This window comes from Mammaliicoccus sp. Dog046 (assembly GCF_034039665.1).
Lineage (GTDB): Bacteria > Bacillota > Bacilli > Staphylococcales > Staphylococcaceae > Mammaliicoccus.
Map to the genome: position 1 here is coordinate 109352 of NZ_CP120131.1, position 24289 is coordinate 133640.

At 34.0% G+C, this 24289-nt stretch carries 19 protein-coding genes; 10 read left to right on the forward strand and 9 right to left on the reverse strand.

From position 1 onward, the window contains the following. Positions 1-393 precede the first annotated feature (393 nt). Complete coding sequence (locus P3U32_RS00530) at positions 394-1617, forward strand: Shedu immune nuclease family protein (RefSeq protein WP_323703651.1); 1224 nt, start codon at positions 394-396, stop codon at positions 1615-1617. 195 nt (positions 1618-1812) lie between these two features. Next, a complete protein-coding gene (locus tag P3U32_RS00535; protein ID WP_323703652.1) occupies positions 1813-2991 on the forward strand; it encodes an MFS transporter in 1179 nt (392 codons plus the stop codon). Positions 2992-3064: 73 nt separating this feature from the next. Here the strand turns inward: P3U32_RS00535 and P3U32_RS00540 are convergent, their stop codons facing one another. Further along, entirely contained in the window at positions 3065-4045 is a 981-nt protein-coding gene (locus P3U32_RS00540; protein WP_323703653.1) for a tRNA dihydrouridine synthase, read from the reverse strand. A 186-nt stretch (positions 4046-4231) separates the two neighbouring features. Between P3U32_RS00540 and P3U32_RS00545 the strand changes: the two genes are divergently transcribed. Further along, positions 4232-4723: a Rossmann-fold NAD(P)-binding domain-containing protein gene (locus P3U32_RS00545; protein ID WP_323703654.1), complete on the forward strand. Its 492-nt coding sequence runs from the start codon at positions 4232-4234 to the stop codon at positions 4721-4723. 295 nt (positions 4724-5018) lie between these two features. On the opposite strand, the gene P3U32_RS00550 is transcribed toward P3U32_RS00545, so the two are convergent. Next, entirely contained in the window at positions 5019-5774 is a 756-nt protein-coding gene (locus P3U32_RS00550; RefSeq protein WP_323703655.1) for a sulfite exporter TauE/SafE family protein, read from the reverse strand. Continuing rightward, on the reverse strand, positions 5774-6034 hold the full coding sequence (cstR, locus tag P3U32_RS00555; protein WP_323703656.1) for a persulfide-sensing transcriptional repressor CstR: 261 nt from the start codon (positions 6032-6034) through the stop codon (positions 5774-5776). Before cstR ends, P3U32_RS00550 begins: the two co-directional genes overlap by 1 nt. A gap of 137 nt (positions 6035-6171) precedes the next feature. Between cstR and P3U32_RS00560 the strand changes: the two genes are divergently transcribed. The 7 genes from P3U32_RS00560 to P3U32_RS00590 all read left to right on the forward strand — a co-directional run bounded on the left by P3U32_RS00560 (position 6172) and on the right by P3U32_RS00590 (position 19696). Beyond that, positions 6172-7212: a DsrE/DsrF/DrsH-like family protein gene (locus tag P3U32_RS00560; RefSeq protein ID WP_323703657.1), complete on the forward strand. Its 1041-nt coding sequence runs from the start codon at positions 6172-6174 to the stop codon at positions 7210-7212. 30 nt (positions 7213-7242) lie between these two features. Then, on the forward strand, positions 7243-8577 hold the full coding sequence (gene cstB, locus P3U32_RS00565) for a persulfide dioxygenase-sulfurtransferase CstB (protein WP_323703658.1): 1335 nt from the start codon (positions 7243-7245) through the stop codon (positions 8575-8577). 350 nt (positions 8578-8927) lie between these two features. Continuing rightward, entirely contained in the window at positions 8928-16130 is a 7203-nt protein-coding gene (locus P3U32_RS00570; RefSeq protein ID WP_323703659.1) for a YSIRK-type signal peptide-containing protein, read from the forward strand. 102 nt (positions 16131-16232) lie between these two features. After that, on the forward strand, positions 16233-16421 hold the full coding sequence (locus tag P3U32_RS00575) for a hypothetical protein (protein WP_323703660.1): 189 nt from the start codon (positions 16233-16235) through the stop codon (positions 16419-16421). Positions 16422-16464: 43 nt separating this feature from the next. Beyond that, a complete protein-coding gene (gene gtfA / locus P3U32_RS00580; protein WP_323703661.1) occupies positions 16465-17970 on the forward strand; it encodes an accessory Sec system glycosyltransferase GtfA in 1506 nt (501 codons plus the stop codon). Next, a complete protein-coding gene (gene gtfB / locus P3U32_RS00585) occupies positions 17963-19285 on the forward strand; it encodes an accessory Sec system glycosylation chaperone GtfB (RefSeq protein WP_323703662.1) in 1323 nt (440 codons plus the stop codon). Before gtfA ends, gtfB begins: the two co-directional genes overlap by 8 nt. A gap of 264 nt (positions 19286-19549) precedes the next feature. Next, complete coding sequence (locus tag P3U32_RS00590; protein ID WP_323704822.1) at positions 19550-19696, forward strand: histidine kinase N-terminal domain-containing protein; 147 nt, start codon at positions 19550-19552, stop codon at positions 19694-19696. On the opposite strand, the gene P3U32_RS00595 is transcribed toward P3U32_RS00590, so the two are convergent. The 6 genes from P3U32_RS00595 to P3U32_RS00620 form a co-directional block, all read right to left on the reverse strand. Further along, entirely contained in the window at positions 19655-20539 is an 885-nt protein-coding gene (locus P3U32_RS00595; RefSeq protein ID WP_323703663.1) for an MFS transporter, read from the reverse strand. The genes P3U32_RS00590 and P3U32_RS00595 overlap by 42 nt on opposite strands. 77 nt (positions 20540-20616) lie before the next feature. Continuing rightward, the gene (locus tag P3U32_RS00600; protein ID WP_323703664.1) at positions 20617-20931 is read right to left on the reverse strand and encodes a DUF4176 domain-containing protein; all 315 of its coding nucleotides are present in this window, start codon (positions 20929-20931) and stop codon (positions 20617-20619) included. Positions 20932-20945: 14 nt separating this feature from the next. After that, positions 20946-21599: a DUF443 family protein gene (locus tag P3U32_RS00605; RefSeq protein WP_323703665.1), complete on the reverse strand. Its 654-nt coding sequence runs from the start codon at positions 21597-21599 to the stop codon at positions 20946-20948. Between the two features lie 51 nt (positions 21600-21650). Next, entirely contained in the window at positions 21651-22280 is a 630-nt protein-coding gene (locus tag P3U32_RS00610; RefSeq protein WP_323703666.1) for a DUF443 family protein, read from the reverse strand. 5 nt (positions 22281-22285) lie between these two features. Further along, entirely contained in the window at positions 22286-23920 is a 1635-nt protein-coding gene (locus P3U32_RS00615; protein ID WP_323703667.1) for an LXG domain-containing protein, read from the reverse strand. After that, on the reverse strand, positions 23920-24276 hold the full coding sequence (locus P3U32_RS00620; RefSeq protein WP_323703668.1) for a hypothetical protein: 357 nt from the start codon (positions 24274-24276) through the stop codon (positions 23920-23922). Before P3U32_RS00620 ends, P3U32_RS00615 begins: the two co-directional genes overlap by 1 nt. Positions 24277-24289: the final 13 nt, after the last annotated feature.

Sequence of the window (24289 nt, forward strand, 5' to 3'; positions counted from 1 at the left end):
ATCTTTAATATGAGTTAATTGCACTTTTAAATGATACACTGCAGCGTATCACAAGTAATGAGGTTAATTGAACATTTTGGAACCTCAGGATTAACCGATACGCTGAAAGTTATCATAAGTGAGTGGGATTTGGAATAAAAGAATTTATATAGAAAATAGAAATTTCTAATGTTGGAGTTGATTCTGCAATGATTTCTTATAATAAGTATTTAATATCTATTCTACTTTGACTATGGATAGAAAATGATAATTTATCATTTATAAAATTATCTGATTGACTTAGTTTTGGAACATTATCAGTAAAGATACCATTTCTATATGATTTTACTGTATGTTGTTCAATTATTTGATCTAGTTGATTTATAAAGTAGGGTATCTTAAGGAGAGCTAACATTGAGTGAAACACTGAAAATAAAAAAACAAGATGATATGTTATTAGTAGAGTACTATAGTTATAATTTCCCTGATATGGGAGATGTTATATTTAGAGGATTGGAAAGAAATAAAAAATACAAATTGAAAAATACCTTTAGTATTACTTTAAATTCTATTATTGAAAGTGATGATGAAGAATGTATATGCTTTAAAATAGGTGATTTAATAGATGGTTATTATTTATTAGATTCTGAAATTTTTGAATTAGAATATAAATTCTATTTTCACAATACCTTTAAATTTGAAAAAAAACATTTTGTAGCTGAAAGAAATATCTCTATTCTAAAAAAAATCGATAATATAATAAATGAGGATTTTATAGTTAATAGTGACTTATCTAGTGATGAATGCAAAAACGGAATGTGTTGTATGAATGCAGCAGAATATGACAACTTAATTAAAAATTTTCCAAAAAGTACGGAATTAACGAAATATAGCAATTTTAAAATTAACCAAATCGTATCAGAATATTTTGAGGTTAAAGAGGACTATACAGGAGTTTATGAAGAATACATAAGGAAAAAGAATGAAATAAGTAAAATTCCTATAGATGAAGATAGTTTGTTATTCAATAAAGTTTTATCTAATTATGAGAAAGAAAAATATTCTTTGATTTTGAGAAGGCTAAAATATTTGCTAGAAAATGAATCAACTTTAGAAAGGCATTGGCAAAATGAAATAATTGATATAATCACTTTAATATTTCCAAAATACATGAAGGTTTTTAGCGAATATGAAATATTGAGATACAATGATAAGGCAAAAAGAGTGGATTTTATTTTGCTAGATAATAATAATAATATTGATATTATAGAGATAAAAAAAGCAAATGGTGTTAATATTTTAAATTCAACAAAGTCTAGAGGGAATTATCCACCTACTAAAGATTTGAGTAGTGCCCTAATGCAAGTGGAAAAATATTTACATTATATAAACACAGATAGCCATAATGTAAGTGAAAAATTAAAAAAGGCAGTAAAAGAAAGAGAAAATTTAGATGTCGAAATAAATGTAAGAAGTCCCAAGGGGATAGTGATTTTAGGAAGAACAAAAGATTTCAATCAAGAGCAACTTCAAGACTATAGACTAATTAAAAATGCATATAAAAATATTTTAGATATATACAGTTATGATGAGTTGATTTTAACTTTGGAAAGAATAATTAATAAATTTTCAATATAAAAATATATTATATTGAAATTCAAAAACCTTAAGTTAGTAAATGGAAGGATAACTAATTTCTTAAAACGACATCACCAATCGATAGTCACAAAGTCATCATAAATAGCTGTTTTTCAATTCCTTTTATATTGAACTAACATACTAAGAACAAAACCTTGTAGTTAACTACATTATTAACTGTATTGGGGAGAAGATATGAAAAGAAAATATTATATACTAACGATTGGTCTACTACTTACATATATAGGTGACTTAATATTTATGACTTCTTCTGCTATATACATATATGATAAAACAGAGGATGCCTTACAAGTAGCTTTGATATATATAGTTCGGACGACTTCTTCCTTATTGTTACTTCTATTTGGTGGATCAATAGTTGATAGGTTGAATGCGAAGAAAACGATGGTAGTTTTAGATTTTATTCGAGCAATTCTTGTAATCATCTTTATAATGAACTTGAACAACTTTAGCATATTATATTTTCTAATATTTATACACGGTGCGCTTGGTTCATTTTATGGAACAGCTTTAAGAGTAGTACTTAAGTATTATTCGGATAGGTTAGGTCATACTTTTGTTAATCAGAGATTCAGCATTGTGTTTTGGTTAGGTTCCATAATAGGAACATACTTAAGTGGTTTAATAATAGTGAAAACAGACTATTATTGGCCGTTTATCATTGATGCAAGTACATTTGTATTATGCGGAATATTTACGATGATTATATATTTCAATCAAGATTATACAACTAGTGTACAGAACAAAATTAACTTCTACGATGATATCGTATGTTCAATAAAAACTATAAAATCAAACAGTAAGTTAAATAGCATTGTTTTGTTTAATACTTTTATTTCAGTATTGCAAACGGCTATAACTTCTTTTCAAATATTTTTTGTTAGTGAAATACTTCGGGCAAATAGTGAAATATACAGTGTCATTAAATCGGTTGAGATGTTTGGTTTATTTGTTGGATCAGTCAGCTTTTCTTATATTTTATCGAGATTTAAACATGAGTATAATGTGATGAACCTTAGTGTTACCCTTATATTCCTGTCCTTTGGTGTATATTCAATTTTTGTGAATAATATTGTCATGGCAATTGTTCTTATGTTTATTTATGGAATAGGAAATACATTATTTGATATCAAATCTACAAATATCATACAAGAAAATATTGATACTGATGTGATTGGCCGTGTTAGTAATGTTATGGGAATACTACCTAAAATTGCTACCATCGTAACATTACCGATATTTTCTTTAATTCATAATTATTTTGGTGTGAAAACATTATTTATTTCATTAACCATATGCATGTTGTTGATCTTTATGTATTTTTATAAGAATATATTTGTTAAAAGTATTTAGATTAAAGAAAAATGAATAACCAAACAAAGCCCCCTGCTAACATTGTTAACAGGGGGCGTTTATTATGCCTATCTTATTCTTCTATTTCTTCATCCATTTGTGCTTCGAATTCATCAAGTAACGTACGGACTTCATCTGTTGATTCTGTGCTCATCAATTGATGACGTAGTTCGCTCGCGCCTCTCATACCGCGTACGTAGATTTTGAAGAATCTGCGTAAACTTTTGAATTGTCGCGTTTCAGTACTAGAATACTTATCGACCAATGATAGATGTAATCTTAATAAATCTAACAGTTCTTTACTTGTATGTTCACGTGGTTCTTTTTCAAAAGCAAAGGGATTATGGAAGATGCCTCTACCGATCATCACACCATCAATGCCATATTTTGTAGCAAGTTCAAGACCGGTTTTTCTGTCAGGGATATCACCGTTAATCGTTAGTAATGTATTTGGTGCGATTTCATCACGCATCGTTTTGATTGCTTCGATTAATTCCCAATGTGCATCTGCGTTACTCATCTCTTTACGTGTACGTAGATGGATGGATAAGTTCGCAATGTCTTGTTCGAAGACATGCTTTAACCAATCTTTCCACTCATCTATTTCATAATAACCAAGGCGAGTTTTAACACTGACCGGTAGACCGCCTGCTTTAGCTGCTTGAATAATTTCAGCTGCAGTTTCAGGTCGTAGTATCAAACCAGATCCTTTACCTTTTTTTGCAACGTTAGCGACAGGACAACCCATATTCAAATCGATACCTTTAAAGCCCATCTCAGCAAGACCGATACTCATTTCACGGAAATGCTCTGGCTTATCGCCCCAAATATGTGCGACCATTGGCTGTTCATCTTCACTAAAAGTTAAGCGTCCGCGAACACTGTGTATACCTTCCGGGTGGCAAAAGCTTTCTGTATTTGTAAATTCAGTGAAAAATACGTCAGGTCTCGCTGCTTCACTGACAACATGACGAAAGACGATATCTGTAACGTCTTCCATAGGTGCCAAAACAAAAAATGGACGTGGTAATTCACTCCAAAAATTTTCTTTCATAATATATTTAAACCTTCTTTTCTATTAATATCTCGTCTTTTTATCCATGATGATATTACCACAAGTATTCAATTTATACAAAGGAATATTGACTAGCTGAAGAAGAGAATAATCAAATTGTTATTTCAATCCTTTTTATATTAGATTAACATGAGAAGAAAGAGTTTCATAAAAGGAGAATTTATAATGACTACAATTATCATTGGCGGATCAGGCATGTTATTAGAAGCTACGAAAGCAATTAGTAAAGAAGTGAATCAAGCCATACTATGTAGCAGAGATGAACGAAAATACCATGATATTTTGAGTAACAATAGCAATGCTAGATTTTTAGAATTCGACTTTTCAAAAGAAAATGACTTTAAAAAATTAGAAGATGACATCAATAAAAACAAAATTGAAGTCGAAAATATAATCATTTGGATCCATAGCGGTTATTATAAATATTTTTATAGCTTACTAGAGAATATCAAAACTTCAAAAACACTATCCATATATTTATGCCAAGGAAGTAGCGCCAATCCTTTAGATGAAGAAATCATCAATAAGCACAATATTCACCTTATCAAATTAGGATTTAATACTATGGAAAATCGATGGCTAACACATGAAGAAATCTCAAATGGTTTAATAGAAGCTTTTAGAAATAAAAAGAGTATGAATATAGGTCATATATAATGAACATTGCAAGTGAGGGATGACAAGCAACATTGGGACGCTGAACATTGCAAGTGGAGCTCGACAAGCAACATTGGGACGCTGAACATTGCAAATGGAGGTCGACAAGCAACATTGAGGCTCTGAACATTGCAAGTGAGGGTCGACAAGCAACATTGAGGCTCTGAACATTGCAAGTGAGGGCTGACTAGCAACATTGAACATGGATAACGGGATAGTTTTTGAAAACTATCCCGTTTACTTCACTTTTATAGAAGATAACATAAAACTTCAAAATTCATTGTGATGCGTATTACTAAAATACCAACTGTATAATCGCAATGAAAATAAAGAGGCTGATTATCCATTTTTGTACGGCATTGGGTATGTTATTGCCTACTTTCATCCCTATTGGCGCAAAGATGATGCTGCCTATGATTAAAAACAGTGCATCTTCAATTGGAATGTAACCTTGCATGAGTTTGATGGCAAATGCACCAATTGAAGATAGAAATGCGATAACGATACTATTTGCTATGACTGTCTTGATTGGTAATTTGAATAGTATTAACAATAGTGGAATGATGATAAATGTTCCACCTGCACCAACAATTCCTGAAATGATACCAATTATAAATCCAAGAATGATGAGTACACTTTTATTGAATTTTGCCCTTTGTGGTGAGGGCTTAATTTTAATGAACATTGATATTAATGCCAGTATTGCAACAATGACGTAAACGTGATTAACAAATGTCGCATCGAATAAATTTGTAGCACTTGCACCTAATATACTTCCGGCAACCATGCCGCCACCCATGTTAAGGACTAAACTTAGATTAAACTCAGGTTGCTTAATTGCTTTTAAAGATCCGCTTAAAGTACTGAAAAATACTTGGCTAGATGTAAGACCAGATGCAATATATGCACTATATGCCGGAACACCAAATAAAGGTGGTAATAATAAAATGGTCGGATATATAATAATCGCTCCGCCGATACCAACTAAACCTGAGATGAAACCACCGAACACACCAATGAGCAGCATAATCACAATATTCATGGTGTCCATTACTTACTTTTCACTAATAATTCTACTGCTTCATTTATCATTTCTTCTGAACTTTCATTGTTCTCGTCAGCTAATTTCACACATTCGATTAAATTCTCACTAATAATAATGCCCATTAAACGTTGAATGGAACCTTTAGATGCACTTAATTGAGTAACCACATCTTTACAATGTTTTTCTTCTTCCATCATTTTAACAACACCATTTAATTGTCCTTGTATTCTATTGATACGATTAATCATTTTTTTATCATATTTCATTAGTTATGCCTCCGCTTTTTATTAATAGTATTATCATAAGCAATTTATCATGCATTGTCAAATACCCCTATAGGTATTTGACAATAGATTTTTATTCGGTTAATATACCCTTATAGGTATTTTGGAGAGGGGATATTATGAATAATAAAAAGTATAACGACAAGCATATGAATGATTTCAGCAAAGTAGAATTGGAGCATTTAGCACAAAGAGGACAATTGATCGATGTTAGAACAAATGAGGAATACGCATTAGGTCATATTAATGACGCAAAGCTACATCCGGTAGAAGAAATTGAGACGTTTAATCAGCCAAATGATAAAACGTACTATATTTATTGTAAAAGTGGCGGTAGAAGTGCCAAAGCAAGCAGTTATTTATCTCAACAAGGTTATGACATCGTTAATGTAGATGGTGGTTACACATCTTTTGAAGAAAAAAATGTAGAAATTAAAGCAAATCGAAAACAATTTAATTATAGTGGCATGCAGTGTCCTGGACCAATTGTTAACATGAGTAAAGAAATTAAGAACAGTAACGTCGGTGACCAAATCGAAGTTACAGTAACGGATCCCGGATTCCATAGTGATATTCAAAGTTGGGTGAAACAAACGGGACATACACTTGTCAGCTTAGAAGAAAGTAATAAAGCGATTGTTGCAGTGATACAAAAAGAAAAACCAAAAGAATTAGAAGTGAGTCATTCTGCTAATGGAACGACGATTGTTCTATTTAGTGGAGAATTAGACAAAGCAATCGCAGCAATGATTATTGCGAATGGTGCTAAAGCAGCAGGCAGAGACGTAACGATATTCTTTACTTTTTGGGGATTAAACGCGTTGAAAAAATATGAAAAAGTAAATGTTAAAAAGAAAGGCATCGCGAAGATGTTTGATTTTATGTTGCCCAATTCACCAGTACGTATGCCGATATCTAAAATGAATATGTTTGGTTTAGGTAATGTGATGATGCGTTACGTAATGAAAAAGAAAAATGTTGATTCATTACCAGCATTGATGAATCAAGCAATCGAACAAGACGTTAAATTCATTGCTTGTACGATGAGTATGGATGTGATGGGGATTACGAAAGAAGAGTTAAGAGATGAAGTGTCATATGGTGGTGTTGGTACATATATAGGAGATACTGAGCAAGCTAGCCATAATTTATTCATTTAATGCACGATAAATATAAAGAGGAGTGTCATTATGTTTTTTAAACAATTTTATAATAATCATTTATCCCAGGCATCTTATTTAATCGGATGTCAACGTACTGGCGAAGCGATGATTATTGATCCAATACGTGATTTAAATGAATATGTGGAAGTCGCTGAATATGAAGGCTTTAAAATTACGAAAGCTGCAGAAACACATATTCACGCTGACTTTGCATCTGGTATAAGAGATGTTGCAGCCAAACTCAATGCAGAGATATATGTATCTGGTGAAGGTAATGATGCATTAGGTTATAAAAATATGCCTGAGCATACGAACCTTGTTAAACATCAAGATGTTATTGAAGTAGGAAATATAAAATTAGAAGTACTGCATACGCCGGGACATACCCCTGAGAGTATCAGTTTCTTGTTGATAGATGAAGGTGGAGGATCAGATGTACCAATGGGCTTGTTTAGTGGAGACTTTATCTTTGTCGGTGATGTAGGCAGACCGGATTTACTAGAAAAATCTGTTCAAATGGCAGGTACGACAGAGATTGGTGCGAAACAAATGTATGCATCTATTAATGAAGTGAAAGGACTACCAGATTATATTCAAATCTGGCCAGGACATGGAGCGGGCAGTCCATGTGGTAAAGCATTAGGCGCGATACCTATGTCGACACTAGGTTATGAGAAAATCAATAACTGGGCGTTTAATGTGACGGATGAAGACACGTTTATCGAGATGTTAACAGCAGAACAACCCGCACCACCGCATCATTTTGCGCAAATGAAACAAATTAATCAATACGGTATGGACTTATATCAACCTTATCAAGTATCCCCAAGTACAGAACATCAAAAAATGGCATTTGATCTTAGAAGTAAAGAAGCCTTCCATGGCGGTCACAAACCTGGAACAATCAATATTCCATATAACAAAAACTTTATTAACCAAGTAGGATGGTATTTAGATTATGATCAAGAAATTGATTTAATTGGCGAGATCAATATTGTTGAACAAGCGATACACACGTTACAATTAATTGGCTTTGAAAAAGTAGCTGGTTACCATGCACCAATCACAACGATTCATACACAGACGATTAATAGTAAAGATATGACTGGTTCAGAAGAGAATATATTAGATGTTCGTAATGATGATGAGTGGAATAAAGGTCATTTATCAGAAGCGGTTCATATTCCACACGGTAAATTATTGATGCAAGATTTGCCGTTTGATAAAAAAGATAAAATATATGTTCACTGTCAGTCAGGTGTTAGAAGTTCAATCGCAGTAGGTATATTAGAATATAAAGGCTTTAAAAATATTGTAAATGTTAAAGAAGGATACCAAGCATTTTCCGAATCATTGAAATAAGGAAAGACTTAGTTTCTATAAAAGTTAAATAATAACAATGTCTCAACTTCTACATGTATAAGGAGTTGAGGCTTTTTTGTGTTTGGAAAAATTAAAAAATGATTACCAATTTTAATCATGTCTATTTTAAATCAATTACCATTTTATTGAATATTTAAGATTATTAAATAAAAAATACTTTTCCAATATACACTTTATCGTTTGTGATTCTATTACGTTTAATAAGATGAATATGTAAATTCACTGTATAAAATATGTTAACAAATGAAATTTTTTAAAATATTCATGGTATTATTTTGAAATACAATGTAATATGTAATTATATCTAACATTTAGGGGGAGTTTATGCAGTGAGAGAGAAGCAGAGGTTTTCAATAAGAAAATTGGGAATGGGAGTAGGATCAGTATTAATTGGTCTTACTATTTTTGCAGCAAGTGGGGGTGTTGCAGATGCTAGTGTGAAACAAAATAATACAGTTGACGTTGAAGCAGTAGGATCAGATAAACCAACAACAGAGGATATTGTTGATCCAACACAAGATACAACAGAAACTTTAAGTACCGAAGAAGAAAGCAAGATTGAACCTACTCAATCTGATACTGAGAAAATAGATGAACAAGCAATACAAGAACTACCAAAAGAAGACGTTAAAAGTACAGAAGAAGCAACACCAGAAGAACCGGGAACACCGACGGAAACTGAAAAAGATGCAGAAGAAACAATACCATCAGAGCCGGGAACACCGACGGAAACTGAGAAAGACCCAGAAGAAGTAACATCAGAAGAACCGGGAACACCAACGGAAACTGAGAAAGACCCAGAAGAAGTAACGCCAGAAGAACCGGGAACACCAACGGAAACTGAGAAAGACCCAGAAGAAGTAACGCCAGAAGAACCGGGAACACCGACAGAAACTGAGAAGGACCCAGAAGAAGTAACGCCAGAAGAACCGGGAACACCGACAGAAACTGAGAAGGACCCAGAAGAAGTAACGCCAGAAGAGCCGGGAACACCGACAGAAAGTGAAAAAGATCCAGAAAATGTAACGTCAGAAGAACCGGTTACATCGCCACAGGATGAAAAAACTACAGAAGAACCTACAGATAGTACTAAAGAAGAAGAGAAAACAACGATAGATCCAACCGATAAAGATACAGAGTTGGCAAATAATCAATTAACAGAAACAAAAGCGACACTAGAACGAAGAACTAGTTCAACTAGTACAACTGCAGAAAGCCAACTAAGCCAAGCTAGATTGGCAAATGTTACGCTTCTAGATAATATGCAGATGACAGCAAACCATAATAATGGCGTTTTAAATTTAAAATTAGAAGGTAGACCGTTAATAACTCTTGGATTAGGTAATACATATCCAACATTCCAGCTACCACCAGAATTTCTTGCGTTAATGGAAGATCCTAATTTCAGAAATGCTGTGAAATTAGATTATGATTTACCAGGCATACTAGGGAGAAATAAAGGCACTGTAAATAATAGTGATTTAAATATCGATCCTACTACAGGAATCATTTATGGACCAGTATATAATTTAGTGAATTTAGGTGTAGGTAGTTTAATCACTTATAATTTGTCGATTGATTTAAACCAATTGACGCAAAATGGTATCTTACCTGAATCCGATCAACCAGGCAGACATGAATATAATTTTTCTTCAGCAGCAGGTACAAGTTTAATAGACCTGAATATCCTTGCTAACAGTGGTAATAAAACATCAATCGTTATAGATACGCCAATAGATTCAGAGTCAGTTAGTACATCAGAATCAATAAGCACAAGTGAGTCAGTTAGTACATCAGATTCAATAAGTGTCAGCGAATCATTAAGTGAGTCGGAATCCCAAAGTGAGAGTGAATCATTGAGCGCCTCTGAATCGCAAAGTGAAAGTGAGTCATTGAGTGCGTCGGAATCACAAAGTGAAAGTGAATCATTGAGTACCTCAGAATCAGTAAGTACGAGTGAGTCCGTGAGTGCTTCAGAGTCATTAAGCGGTAGTGAGTCATTAAGTGCGTCAGAGTCACAAAGTGCCAGCGAATCATTGAGTGCTTCAGAATCGCAAAGTGCTAGTGAGTCATTGAGTAATTCAGAGTCATTGAGTGCGTCCGAATCAGTAAGTGCCAGCGAATCATTGAGCGCTTCAGAATCGCAAAGTGAGAGTGAGTCATTAAGTACATCAGATTCAGTAAGTGCTTCAGAATCAGTAAGTGAGAGCGAATCATTGAGCACATCTGAATCAGTAAGTGAGAGCGAATCATTGAGCACATCTGAATCAGTAAGCGGCAGCGAGTCATTAAGTGCATCTGAGTCACAAAGTGCAAGTGAATCATTGAGTGCGTCAGAATCGCAAAGTGCAAGTGAGTCTGTAAGTGCGTCAGAATCAGTAAGTGCAAGTGAATCCGTAAGTGCGTCGGAATCACAAAGTGAGAGCGAATCATTGAGCGCATCGGAATCGCAAAGTGAAAGCGAATCATTAAGCACATCAGAATCAGTAAGTGCAAGTGAATCAATAAGTGCTTCAGAATCGTTAAGTTCAAGTGAATCCGTGAGTACGTCAGATTCAATAAGTGAAAGTGAGTCATTAAGTAGTTCTGAATCACAAAGTGAAAGCGAATCAGTGAGTGCGTCAGAATCGCAAAGTGAAAGTGAGTCCGTAAGTGCGTCAGAATCAGTAAGTGCAAGTGAGTCATTAAGTACTTCAGAATCACAAAGCGAAAGTGAGTCGTTAAGCAGTTCTGAATCACAAAGTGAAAGCGAATCGTTGAGTACCTCAGATTCAATAAGTGAGAGCGAGTCATTAAGTACATCTGAATCGCAAAGTACAAGTGAATCTGTTAGTGCATCTGAGTCACAAAGTGAAAGCGAGTCGTTGAGTGCATCCGAATCCCAAAGTGCAAGTGAATCATTGAGTGCCTCAGAATCAGAAAGTACAAGTGAATCAATTAGCGCCTCTGAGTCACAAAGTGAAAGCGAATCATTGAGTGCTTCAGAGTCACAAAGTACGAGTGAATCATTGAGCGCGTCAGAATCACAAAGTACAAGTGAGTCATTGAGCGCGTCAGAATCAGAAAGTGCCAGCGAGTCATTGAGTGAGTCAGAATCACAAAGTGTGAGTGAATCATTGAGTACGTCAGAATCGCAAAGTGCAAGTGAGTCATTGAGTGCGTCAGAGTCACAAAGTACAAGTGAATCAGTGAGTGCATCAGAATCAGTAAGTACAAGTGAGTCCGTAAGTGCTTCAGAGTCATTAAGTGCCAGCGAATCAATAAGTGCGTCAGAATCGTTAAGTGAAAGTGAATCATTGAGTGCGTCCGAATCACAAAGCGAGAGCGAATCATTAAGTGCAAGTGAGTCATTAAGTGCTTCAGAATCGCAAAGTGAGAGCGAGTCATTAAGTGCATCTGAATCGCAAAGTGAAAGCGAGTCATTGAGTGCGTCGGAATCATTAAGTACAAGTGAGTCGTTAAGTGCGTCAGAGTCACAAAGTGAAAGTGAGTCATTAAGTGCTTCAGAATCACAAAGTGAAAGCGAATCGTTGAGTACCTCAGATTCAATAAGTGAGAGCGAGTCATTAAGTACATCAGAATCGCAAAGTACGAGTGAATCAATAAGTGCGTCGGAATCGCAAAGTGAAAGTGAATCATTAAGTACTTCAGAATCGCAAAGTACAAGTGAATCACAAAGTGAGAGCGAGTCATTGAGTGCATCCGAATCAGTAAGTACAAGTGAGTCAATTAGTGGATCAGAATCGCAAAGTGCGAGTGAGTCATTAAGTGCTTCAGAATCGCAAAGTGAGAGTGAATCATTAAGTGCTTCAGAATCAGTAAGTACGAGTGAGTCCGTGAGTGCTTCAGAGTCATTAAGCGGTAGTGAGTCATTAAGTGCGTCAGAGTCACAAAGTACCAGCGAATCATTGAGCGCTTCAGAATCGCAAAGTGAAAGTGAATCCGTGAGCGCGTCAGAATCACAAAGTACGAGTGAGTCATTAAGTGCGTCGGAATCGCAAAGTGAAAGCGAATCAATAAGCGAAAGTGAATCATTAAGTGACTCTGAATCACAAAGTGAGAGTGAATCATTGAGTACCTCTGAATCCGTAAGTACAAGTGAATCAATTAGTGGATCTGAATCAGTGAGTGCGTCAGAATCGCAAAGTGAGAGTGAATCATTAAGTGCCTCTGAATCACAAAGTGAAAGCGAGTCATTAAGTACATCAGAATCACAAAGTACAAGTGAATCATTGAGTGCATCTGAGTTGCAAAGTGAGAGCGAATCATTAAGTGCTTCAGAATCACAAAGTGAGAGTGAATCATTGAGCGCATCCGAGTCACAAAGTGAGAGTGAGTCATTAAGTGTTTCAGAGTCAGTAAGTACAAGTGAATCAATTAGTGGATCAGAATCATTAAGTGAAAGTGAGTCATTAAGTGCCTCAGAATCACAAAGCGAAAGTGAATCAATTAGTGCTTCAGAATCACAAAGCGAAAGTGAATCAATTAGTGCTTCAGAATCAGTAAGTGAGAGCGAGTCATTAAGTACATCAGATTCAGTAAGTACAAGTGAGTCAGTGAGTGCATCTGAGTCACAAAGTGCCAGCGAGTCATTGAGTACGTCAGAATCACAAAGTGCCAGCGAGTCATTGAGCGCGTCAGAATCACAAAGTGCCAGCGAGTCATTGAGCGCGTCAGAATCACAAAGTGCGAGTGAGTCATTGAGCGCGTCAGAATCACAAAGTGCGAGTGAGTCATTAAGTGCTTCAGAGTCACAAAGTGAAAGTGAATCAGTAAGTGCCAGCGAGTCATTAAGTGAAAGTGAATCATTAAGCGCGTCAGAATCACAAAGCGAAAGTGAATCATTGAGTGCGTCCGAATCAGTAAGTGCTAGCGAATCATTGAGCGCTTCAGAATCGCAAAGTGAAAGCGAATCATTGAGTGCATCTGAGTCACAAAGTGAAAGTGAGTCATTAAGTAATTCAGAATCACAAAGTACAAGTGAATCAATAAGTGCGTCAGAATCACAAAGTGAAAGTGAATTATTGAGTGCATCTGAATCATTAAGTGCGTCTGAGTCACAAAGTGCGAGTGAATCAATAAGTGCTAGCGAATCATTGAGCGCTTCAGAATCACAAAGTGCGAGTGAGTCGTTAAGTGCGTCAGAATCGCAAAGTGAAAGTGAATCATTGAGTGCGTCAGAATCATTAAGTGAAAGTGAGTCATTGAGTACATCAGAGTCACAAAGTACAAGCGTATCCGTGAGTGCTTCGGAATCCCAAAGTACAAGTGAATCCGTGAGTGCGTCAGAGTCCGTAAGTGAAAGTGAATCAATTAGTGGATCAGAATCGTTAAGTACAAGTGAATCCGTGAGTGCGTCAGAATCAGTAAGTGAGAGTGAGTCATTAAGTACGTCAGATTCAATAAGTGCCAGCGAGTCAGTAAGTGCGTCGGAATCAGTAAGTACAAGTGAATCAATTAGTGGATCTGAATCATTAAGCAGTTCTGAGTCACAAAGCGAAAGTGAATCATTGAGTTCGTCGGAATCGCAAAGTGCAAGTGAATCATTGAGTTCGTCGGAATCGCAAAGTGCAAGTGAATCATTGAGTGCGTCGGAATCGCAAAGTGCAAGTGAATCAATTAGTGCATCCGAATCCCAAAGTGCAAGTGAATCATTGAGTGCCTCAGAGTCACAAAGTGCCAGCGAGTCATTGAGCGCATCTGAATCACAAAGTGAAAGTGAATCATTAAGCGCGTCGGAATCGCAAAGTGAGAGTGAGTCATTGAGTGCATCTGAATCGCAAAGTGAAAGCGAATCCTTAAGTGCTTCAGAATCACAAAGTACGAGTGAATCCGTGAGCGCATCTGAATCACAAAGTGAAAGTGAATCATTAAGCGCGTCAGAATCTCAAAGCGAGAGCGAGTCATTAAGTGCTTCAGAGTCAGTAAGTGAAAGTGAATCATTAAGTGCGTCAGAATCTCAAAGCGAGAGCGAGTCATTAAGTGCTTCAGAGTCAGTAAGTGAAAGTGAATCATTAAGTGCGTCGGAATCGCAAAGTGAGAGCGAGTCATTGAGCGCATCTGAATCTCAAAGCGAGAGCGAGTCATTAAGTACCTCAGAATCACAAAGTGAGAGCGAATCATTGAGTTCATCTGAGTCGCAAAGTGAGAGCGAGTCATTGAGTGCGTCGGAATCACAAAGTGAAAGCGAGTCGTTAAGCGAGTCGTTAAGTGAGTCAGAATCACAAAGTGAATCATTGAGTGCATCCGAATCATTAAGTGCGTCTGAGTCACAAAGTGCGAGTGAATCAATAAGTGCGAGCGAATCATTGAGCGCTTCAGAATCACAAAGTGAAAGCGAGTCGTTGAGTGCTTCAGAATCTCAAAGCGAGAGCGAGTCATTAAGTACCTCAGAATCACAAAGTGAGAGCGAATCATTGAGTTCATCTGAGTCGCAAAGTGAGAGCGAGTCATTGAGTGCGTCTGAGTCACAAAGCGAATCATTAAGTGCTTCTGAGTCACAAAGTACAAGTGAGTCCGTGAGTGCGTCGGAATCGCAAAGTGTAAGTGAATCCGTGAGCGTATCAGAATCAGTAAGTACAAGTGAATCAATTAGTGGATCTGAGTCGCAAAGTGCCAGCGAATCATTGAGTGCGTCAGAATCTCAAAGCGAGAGCGAGTCATTAAGTGCTTCAGAGTCATTAAGTGAAAGTGAATCATTAAGTGCGTCGGAATCGCAAAGTGAGAGTGAATCATTAAGCGCGTCAGAATCCCAAAGTGCGAGCGAATCATTAAGTGCCTCTGAATCACAAAGTACAAGTGAATCATTAAGCGCGTCAGAATCACAAAGTGAAAGTGAGTCGTTAAGTGAGTCAGAATCACAAAGTACAAGCGAATCCGTAAGTGCGTCGGAATCACAAAGTGAGAGCGAATCATTAAGCGCGTCAGAATCCCAAAGTGCCAGCGAATCATTGAGTACTTCAGAATCAGTAAGTGAAAGCGAGTCATTAAGCGCTTCAGAGTCACAAAGTGAAAGTGAATCATTAAGTGCCTCTGAATCACAAAGTACAAGTGATTCAATGAACGGTTCGGAATCATTAAGCGGCAGCGAATCATTAAGTACTTCTGAATCACCAAATGATAGTGAATCATTGAGTGGATCAGAATCACAAAGCACAAGTGAATCGTTAAGTACGTCAGATTCATCAAATGCGAGTGAGTCTCTAAGTACATCTGATTCTATAAATGGAGTTGATTCATTGAGTAATTCTCAGTCAATGAATGGCTCAGAATCAATGAGTGTGCCGGATTCCCTAAGTACAAGTGAAGTATTCAGCCCAACTGATTTATCCAATACGTCAGATTCATCAAGCTCAAACGAAACTCAAGGTAATTCAGATGTTGAAAATGAAAAACATCAAGATAAAGTTACAGAGTTACCTGACACAGGTGAAGAAACTACTAGAAACGGTCTGTTAGCTGGTATTTTCGGACTTGGTGGTTTAGCATTATTAGGTAGACGTCGTAAGAAACAAACTGATGAAAATAAATAAGATTTGATTTGAATATCAATACAAAATACAGCTGAGGATATTCTCCTTAGCTGATTTTGTTCTATTAAGTAAATATTTCAAAAGTGATAGGAAGTGTAATTAATGAGTGAAAATGTATATAAAACGGATGATTTAGATGAAATCAACAAGCAAATTGAAGAAGAATTGATTGCATATGACCCTGAAAACGAGCAAAAGAAACCGAAAAAAGAATTTTTGTCACTGAAGTTCCTAACGATGTTAATGATATTTTCATTAATGGCTTTAAGTATTGTGAAATTGTTTGTGTAACCAATGAAATACGATTTAAACTTTAGTTATTGAGGTGTAATACATGACGATATATAACATGAACTATGGTATTGGATGGGCGAGTAGTGGTGTAGAGTATGCACAATTATATAGAGCTCAAGCTTTAAGAGATAGAGAAGAAGCATTAAAGTTTGTGTTTTTAGAATTTATAAAAACAGAAAATATACAAACGCTAACTGAAAATTTAGGGTTTAATGATGATGAAGTAATCTGGCTATATCAGTATTTTACTGACATAAAAATAGCACCTTCGAGTGTTAAAGTAGACGATATTTTACAATCACTCAATGAAGATATTACTAAATCAGAAGGCGAAGGAAAAATTAAAAAATATTTCTTTAATAAGAATAGCAATTATATCGTGTGTTATCTTAAGGATGAAGATAGCGATATTGTTGATAGAGTTGAATATGTATCAAGAGGAAAGTTAATCCGTAAAGATTATTACTCATATGTTCGTGTCTTGTCAGAGTATTATGCACCAGAAGATAACAAAGCTAAATTATATATGAGGGTTTTCTACAATGAAGATGGGTCAATCGCATATAACGAATACTTAAACAAAGATGATAGTATGTTCGTTTTCGCAGATAGAGTACTATATTCTAAGCAAAGCTTTATCGCATATTTTATGGAAAGACTTCAATTGTCTTCAGAAGATATGATTTTATTAGATCGTTCGAAAGATATTGCCCAGGTAATAGTTGAAAATAAAGCACCAGCACAACTAGGTGTCGTCATTCATGCGGAACATTATAATGCGGCTGTATCGAATGATGATTATATCCTTTGGAACAATCATTATGAATATGTGTTTACGAACGCACGTGAAATTGATTTCTTCATCACAGCAACGGAATGTCAAAATGAACTTCTGACACAACAATTTGAAAAGTATAATCATATCACTCCGAATATATACACGATTCCTGTAGGTAATTTAAAAGCTTTACCTCAACCAATAAACAGAAATCGTTATTCTATTATTACAGCTTCAAGATTAGCTGATGAAAAACACGTAGATTGGTTAGTAAAAGCAGTCGCAAAAGCGAAACAACACATACCTGAACTCACATTTGATATTTATGGAGAAGGTACGCAAAAGCAGAAATTAAAGAACATTATCCAGGAAAACAAAGCTGAAAATTACATCCAGATGCATGGCCATGTGAATTTAAATCAAGTATATGTGAATTACGAGTTGTTTATATCAGGATCAACGAGTGAAGGATTTGGTTTAACTTTAATGGAAGCAATAGGTTCAGGTTTAGGTTTAATCGGTTTCGATGTTGATTATGGTAATACAACGTTTATTAATGATAATGACAACGGTTATCGCATAACTATTAAACGAAATGAAGAATCAGAGGATGAAATCGTAAGTAAGGTGGCTGATGCTATAATACGATTTTTTGAACAAGATACACAACACTTCCATGAAGCTTCATATAAAATAGCACAACATTTTACGCAAGACGCAGTGAAAATCCAATGGAATCATTTAATTGAAGAGGTGTTATATGATTAATTTATTTGAAACTTTTGATAAACAAACAATCGTCCTTTATAATTCATTTAAATTTTCTAGAATGAATAGACAGACCATCGTCATTGAAGGAGATGGATTTCTGCCTAATGATGTTCAAACACCTTATGAATTCTTTGCGGAAAATGAAAATATGCCGATTAAACCATTATATTTTAATCAAGTTCAAACACCGAGATATTGGATGATAGAAGGCAATAATAATGAAGCGGTTATTAAAGATACTGGAGATATTAAAGCGAGAATTATTTACAAGAAGAACTATAAACAGAGAATTGTAGAACGTATTGAGTGGTTAAATAAACAAGGGCATACGCAGTATATTGATTATTACAATAAGTATGGATATAGCTATGCACAAGTGGTGTTGGATCCAAACACACATAGAAGAATATTAAAACGTTATTTTAATGCTAAGGGAGAATCTTTTCTAGTTGAGAACTTCATTACAAATGATGTTGTGTTGAATTGGAAAGGTAAAGAATACTTTTTCCATTCAAAAATACAATTTGTTAATTTCTATATTCAAGTAGCAGGATTAGAATCCGAACAATTTTTAATAAATTCATTCTCAATTCCTGCAGCAGTTATGAACGGTTTACAAGAGACGAACAATGATTATTTATATTGGCAAGGTGAAATCACAAGCGACATTATTCGTCATATGGAAAACTTATTATCTAAAGAACGTAGATCATTTAGCATCATTGTTCCTAGCGATGCAGCTTATGAACAAATCCAATCATCTATAAGCAATCAATGGAAAGATAGAATACATCGTTCGGGATATGTATATCAATTCTTGAAAGCTAACAATCATTCAAACCAAGTGCTGACTTTAACAAATTCAGATCAAATACCACATCTAGAAGAACTCGTGCAAACACATCCACAATTAGACTTTCATATTGCAGCATTGACTGAAATGTCGAATGTGTTAATGAATTTGAATCAATATGGCAATGTTCAATTATATCCAAACGCTAAAAAAGATGAATTCAAAGCACTTTATCAAAAATGCGATATCTATTTAGATATTAATAAAGGGAATGAAATATTAGATGCAGTAAGAGCATCATTTGATTATAAATTATTAATCTTAGGATATGATGCAACAGCACATAATAAAGTTGTAACCGCGCCAACGCATCTGTTTGATGTAACGCAACCACAACAATTAATAAGTAAATTACAAGAAGTCACACAAAATACCGACACCCTAGATCACAGCTTAACATTGCAGTTAAAACAAGCAAACGCCATCGATAAAGCAACATTTATTGCATCGGTGAAATAAATTTAATAGCAAATAAAACAATCCTTTTATAATAAATTGTGCATAGAGTACAAAAGTTTATTGTAAAAGGATTGTTTGTGTTTTGAATTGACATATTAATTTTTAAAACTATAATAGAAATGACAAGAATATTCAAAATTTTCATTCAATTAGCTTTTGGGGAGGCTGATTTTTATAGAAGATATTTATCCAATTAGAAGTGTGCTTACATCAATGTCTGTTGAAGCTCATAATAAAATTATTAATCTCTCAAACCAACTTCAAATGATTGCTAATCTTAATCGTGCAAATGTATTTATCGATTGCCAGATAGGTGACAAAAATGAAGTAATCGTTGTTGCAGAAGCAATTCCTATAAATCAAAAAAGTTTATATAATACCGTAAATAAACATGAGGGTAATGATTTTTAAAATAGGATTCTTGTTAAAAATTTTAGCAAATTTAATTACAATAAACGCACCCATAATTGTTCCAAAATAATAACTCGCATTAATATATCCCCACCAAGTGACATCATGATTTAAATGCACTTGTACAAATTTTAAAGTAACAGATCCTATCCAAATAGAACCGACTAATACTTCGATACATTCTATAATAATCAAACTTCTAATGACAGAATGCCTGTTTAATAATTGAATAGAGTTTAAAATTGTAGTTATTGGATTTTTACTTTGTAATGCATCCTTTTTATTAATGATATGTATATTAAAAACAGCAATTAAAGATAGGACAAGTAAAGTTAATGAAATCAATAAGAGATTGTTATTACCGATGAGTGATATAATCCAAGCGCCTAAAACCCACCCTGAAAATAACAATAACTGATCTAAACTTGTAATGATGGATAAACCTTTTGAGAGATGTTGAGCGTTAAGCGTTTCTTTGAGAATTCTTGATTTTAAAGGCGTGAAAATACCGTTAACGAAAGAAAGTAAAAAGATAATGCAATACATAATTGCGAGATCTATATGGTTATTAGTACAAATTAGAAGTAAGAACATACATACAATTTGAAAAGCAGCATTGAAAATTAATAAAGTTTTCACTTTAACTCTTTGAGTAATGCTCGAAATACTCAAACCTGAGATAATCTTTGCGCCAACGCTAATAAAGGTGATAAGACTGGAGTAAAGCACCGAATGAGTTAAACTATAAACATAATAAGTCATAGCCATTGTGTAAAATGAGAAAGCTAAATTCGTTGCAAGTTGTGTTATTAAAAGTGAATAAAAACTTTTGTTATGAATCATATATTAACCACCTTAAATTAGCGTAAAAAAGTTACTTATTTATATCTTCTCATTACCCAGGTAATAATTCGAATATATTATTCTAAACCAAAGCTCTTTTCTTGTCCGACAGTCCCTCTGATAATACTAGGATCTAAATCTTTGAGCATATCTTGATACAATTCTTGAAAACGAACTTCATCAACATCAGAGTAGCCTTCAAAAATAACACGATCTATATTGTCTTCGTTAAAATAATAAACTTCATCTTCAACTAGACCTAAAGGATAAACACACGCAGAATAATCAAAAATGTATTTTTGGTCATCTGTTTCAATGATTGGCCCTCTATTTAAAATCATTAATTTTCGAGAGCCGCCTTTCAAATAAACAATACTACCGATAGTTTTCATATTAAATAATCCTCCTATGATTTAAATTCTTTTAATTCCTTTATATGTACATAACCCATACCAAAGCTAAAATGATTAATAAATGAAAAAATGAATGAAAACAATGTAAAACTAAAATATATTAAAATATTTGGTGCATAATCTAATATAGCTGCTAACATAAGTAATGCAATGAATAGGGATGCGCCGTAAGAATATAATGTTCTAATTACATTATTTTTTGTTGGTTTCATTTTAAAAAATAAGTTGCTACTTTTAATGGGAAAATCTAAAGCGCACTTTCTATGTAAAATATATCGACTTGAAAAAATAAGCATAATCAGTAGAAAGCAAATGATTAAATTCAAAAATTGAGTGATTTGTAAATCTAATAAATTTGCAAATGGTTTAATGATACTTGAAAGAAATGTGGTTCCACCAATAATTATCCATGTATCATTATTATTTTGTTTTTTGGGTGCAAGGTCCTCTGTGTTAATTGACTTTAATTCATCATCTGATAGTTCGTAAGCCTTCATGGGACGAATCCAATTAATCATTGGAAAGATAAATGATAGAAGGTAACTTGCAGTATCAATGAGATAACTTTTATTATTATAGTCAATGACTTTATACCTAGAATTACCATGGAGCCTTTTCATAACTGTTTTCAAAATTACCATCTCCATTGCATTGGGTTTAAAAGTATGGATACTTAAGCTTTGTTGAACTTGTGAAGATTATCTTTCTGCGATTTCTTTCACGTTAATAGGGCCTTCGCCATAAGTTGTCGTATTAATGAATAATAAACAGGCTGAAAAAATCAATAAAACGATGTACATTATAAAGTTGGCATCATCAATAAAAAGACTGTATGAAAATACAGTTATCGCAAACAAACAGAATAAATAAAAACATATACATATCCCGATATGTTTAATAGATGGCCACAGTATAAAGGTAGAATTATTATTTGCCACAGACAAATCTAATTTATTCTTTCTTCGTAAAGAATACCTCCAATAACAAACAGTTAGTATTAAGAGTAGAGTAATAATCAAATTAACAAAAATAGAAATATCCATATCTATCAAACCAGTAATCGGTCTAAGTAAACTAGATAAAAAAACAGCCATTCCACCAGCAAATAAACCTCGATTTTTTTTCTGCGCATTAGACATAGCTTCTTGTTGTTGAAGTGCATTATATTCTTCGTCAAAAAGCTCATAAGCTTTCATAGGTAAAATCCAATTTATCATTGGAAATATGTATGACCAATAGCTTTGTTCAGTATCAACGAGATAGTTTTTATTATTGTAATTTATAATATTGTATCTAGAATTCTTTATTATTTTGCTGACAGTCATCATATTATTTACCATCTCCATTTCATTGGGTTTAAATTTTTTTTAGCATTAGTAAATTTGTGTTCTACGTCTTTTTGAATATCATTTGTTTTATCCTTGACAATTTTTGCTGAAGAATGAACTGATTTTTTAGCATTAGTAAATGTATGTTCTGCATCTTTTTGAAAATCTTTTGCTTTATCTTTGACAATTTTTGTTGAAAAATCAATTGATTTTTCAAATTTTTGTTCTAATTGGTGTGCTCCAATATAATTATTAGTAAGAAAAACGCGACCTTTTGTTGTAAGTGATTCTGACAATTTATTGTAGCCTATTTTTTGAAGTTCCCAACTTAATTTAGTTGTATTTTTTATTGATTTAATTCCATCGTCAATTTTATGACCAACCCAGTCTGTACCATCTTTTAATTTTAAAAAGTTCTTTTTATATGAATAGTCAATTAACAATGAACCACCTGCAGCTATTCCAATAATTGCGGTTGTAGCCCATCCTGCGGGGTTAGTAAATAAATAACCGGCTACTATGCCTGAGGCAAGACCTCCTCCAGTAGTTAATGTATTATGAGATACTGCTTCTCCAACTGTTTTATTGTCATTCGCCATATCGTCGTACATGCCCAAACCATAACCTACACCCGTTAATGTTGTTCCTCCATACTTTCCTACATTGGCAATGATTTTTCCATTTTTAATTAAATGACTCCCTTTATTATTTGTTACTGTTTTGAAGCTATTTGGACCTTCTGGACCTTTGATTCCGGTAAAAGTATTTATATATCCCCCAATTCTTTGAGTATGAATGCCTCCTTGTTCAACGAGGTTTGATCCTATATCAAAAGATAAATCTCTATAGATAGAGTCTTTATTATCATTAATATAGTTTATTAAGTCTTGTGGTAAATCCTCTTTTGGATGTGTACGGATATAATTCATAACAGCCTGTAAATCTTGTTTATTTAGTTTTTTATCTTGTGATTTTTTATTCAACTTTGATATTTCAAGAGACAAGTATTTTTTATTTGCTACATTTGCCCATTCTAATTGTTTTCCTGATGGAATACTAAAAGACTTATTACCAGGATTCCAGCTTGTAGTTGCTTGTTTAATTCCTTGTTGAACAGTTTGTTTAAAGGATTCTACTTCCTTAAAAATATCAGGGGAAGATTGATTGAATCTTCTTAGTTTTTCAAGTTTCTTTTCTAATTCTGCTTTTTGATCTTCCAAAGTTGAAATCATATTATTGTTTCCAGAAATTGCATCAGTATTTTTTGACGCTTTATGTTTAAGTGAGATATTCATTGATTCAAAATGTGTGATTCGCGATTCTAGATCTCGTATATCTTCTTCTAATTCAGATTCTTTTAAACTTTGAGAATCAACTTCTGCTGTATATCTATCTACAAATTCTGCGCATGCTTGTTCGGTTAATGTTGCTAAAGTTTGCATGCTCGTTATTAAAGGAGATATAATCGTAGAGAAAAAAATCTTTCCAGATTCGTATGCAACGCCTTTTAAATCACCTTCACTTGAAAACTTTGAATTAGCTGCCAACAGACTTTCATATGCACTTAATATCTCTTTGGATAAATTACTAGTATCGGAAGCTTGTTTTCTTGAGTTTTCTAAATACATATCGATACTCATTAGCTCTTCCTGCTTTCTTCTTCAAATTTAATTTCTACTGATTTTTGCTTTTCTAAATTATGTATATCTTGTTCTATATTTATGATCTCTTTGTTTAAACTATCTTGTTGATTTTGTAATGAACTAATTACTTTTCGTTTGTGAAAATTCAATTCGTTGTGACTTTGCTCAATGGAATGAAAGAGTTCGCTTTTTATGTAACGTTCGCCTAATCTGTTGAAAAGATGTTTGTTTTCATTGGAAAATGATTCATATTCATCTATCAAATTAGAAAGAGAATGCTTTTCTTCTTTTAATTCTCCGATTTTTTCTTGCTTTTGGATAATTTCTAAACTTAATTCATTTATTTTAGACATGCTTACACCACTT